General features: G+C 42.8%; 1 protein-coding gene. It reads right to left on the bottom strand.

The annotated features are described in order from the left end of the window. Positions 1 to 75: 75 nt before the first annotated feature. Positions 76 to 1,338, bottom strand: a complete 1,263-nt coding sequence (gene ltrA, locus C406_RS0115025; RefSeq protein WP_017381476.1) for a group II intron reverse transcriptase/maturase — start codon at positions 1,336 to 1,338, stop codon at positions 76 to 78. Positions 1,339 to 1,893: the final 555 nt, after the last annotated feature.

Here is a 1,893-nt window from a genome sequence, read left to right as displayed (position 1 = left end):
AATCGAGTAGGAGGGAGTGATTAACTCCCGTCCTCTCACACCACCGTACGTACCGTTCGGTATACGGCGGTTCAATTAAGATTGATGACGCAAAGTTTCATAACGTGATATTAGACTTTTGAGCCCTTGGAAACTCCAGTAGGAGTTTCCAAGGGTTATGTGTAGTATTGGACTTTTGGAGATTCTCCAATAACTCTTTCTTGAGTTCCCCCATTCATAAGCTTTCCCCTGCGGGGTACCTAATCCAATAAGTTTTCTCACTTTTGTTCTTGGATTCTTCCAGTTCTTCCACATACACATACGGAGTCTTCTTCTAATCCACGAATCGAACTTTCTGAATATGCTTGGAGTATCCGCTAACGCAAAATATCCGCACCACCCCATCAAATATTGATTTAGTTTCTTTATTCGATACCTCATAGGATAAGGTTTCTTCCTAGATGTAATTTCTCGAATTTTATTTTTCATTCGTTTCACACTTTCTTTGGCAATTCGAACCTTCGGTTCTTTACCGTTGGTGAAACTGAATCCAAGAAACTTCCTCTTCCAAGGGCGGTCTACTGCAGATTTATTCAGATTAACTTTCAGCTTGAGTTTTCCTTCAATTAATGAGGTAACAGAAACCATGACTCGATTTCCTGCCTTCTTTGTTTTCACATAGATATTACAGTCATCTGCGTATCTGACAAATTTATGTCCCCTTTTCTCCAAATCTTTATCCAGTTCATCTAGGACAATATTAGAGAGTAAAGGACTAAGAGGGCCGCCTTGTGGAGTACCTTCTTCACTGGTTGTCACAACACCATTAATCATGATTCCCGATTTCAGATATTTACGGATTAGCTTAAGCAAGCGTTTATCTTCGATTCGTTTCGCCAGTGTTCCCATGAGTCTGTCATGGTTCACCTGGTCGAAGAATTTCTCCAGGTCGATATCGACTACCCAACGATTACCTTCTCCCATATATCCTTTAGTTTTCTTTACCGCGTCATGAGCGCTTCGATTTGGTCGAAAACCATAACTATGGTCTGAAAACGTCGGGTCATATAGAGAAGTTAAAATTTGAGCTATTGCTTGTTGAATGAATCGATCTATCACGGTAGGTATACCTAATAGACGCACGCCCCCATCAGGTTTCGGGATTTCGACCCTGCGGACGGGTTGCGGTTCATAGCTTCCCTCAAGAAGTTCCACTTTCATGGATTCCCAGTGTTTTAGGATGTGTTTTCGTAGGTTTTGTACGGACATTTCATCCACACCATGGCTTCCTTTATTGCGCTCCACCCTTTTCAAAGCAGAGAGCAGGTTTCCCCGTGAAAGTATCTGTTCCATTAACATTCGTTACGCCTCTTTCCGTGAACAACAGGTCTTTTTATGCCAGTTCTGCTCCACCATCTTAAAGCTCCCCGTGGAATTCACCACTTCCATCTTCAAGTATGCCTACTTCGGTTATCTGTGTTCTTCGCAGTTTACTGAATGCCAAGTTGTTATTCTTTCCTAATTGTTCAGCCCTTCCCATTCTTCTCGAGTTCGAATGGTACTATGGCTTCTGCTGACTTCTGATTGTTCAGCTACCCATCACTGAATAGGTTACCAAGTTTACTTGGCGTATCAATCAGATCTCCCCAGGTAAGAACGTAGTCTTTCCCTCCATCTATCTGCCTCATTTACTACATACGACCTTCGACAGAAAGGGCTTTGTTTTGTTTAGCAAACTCACCCAATCGCATATAGCCTTATATGAGATTCGTGTTCCTCAGACCGGAGATTTGCCGCTCGCTTCCTTCAGATTCCACGTCACCATGGACACCCTTGCGTTAAGCTAACTGTTACTTCTGTCTTCACAGTTCGGGACTTTCACCCTATAGACTACGCCCATGCTGGGCACACTAA

The sequence above is a fragment of the Paenisporosarcina sp. TG-14 genome, assembly GCF_000297555.1.
GTDB lineage: Bacteria > Bacillota > Bacilli > Bacillales_A > Planococcaceae > Paenisporosarcina > Paenisporosarcina antarctica.
Note: the sequence above shows the minus strand (reverse complement) of the source record. Positions and strands in the feature narration are given on the sequence as shown.

What these genes read in the sequence shown, in the direction of transcription:
- ltrA (WP_017381476.1), bottom strand. Translation starts at nt 1,338, where the DNA reads ATGTTAATGGAACAGATACTTTCACGGGGAAACCTGCTCTCTGCTTTG.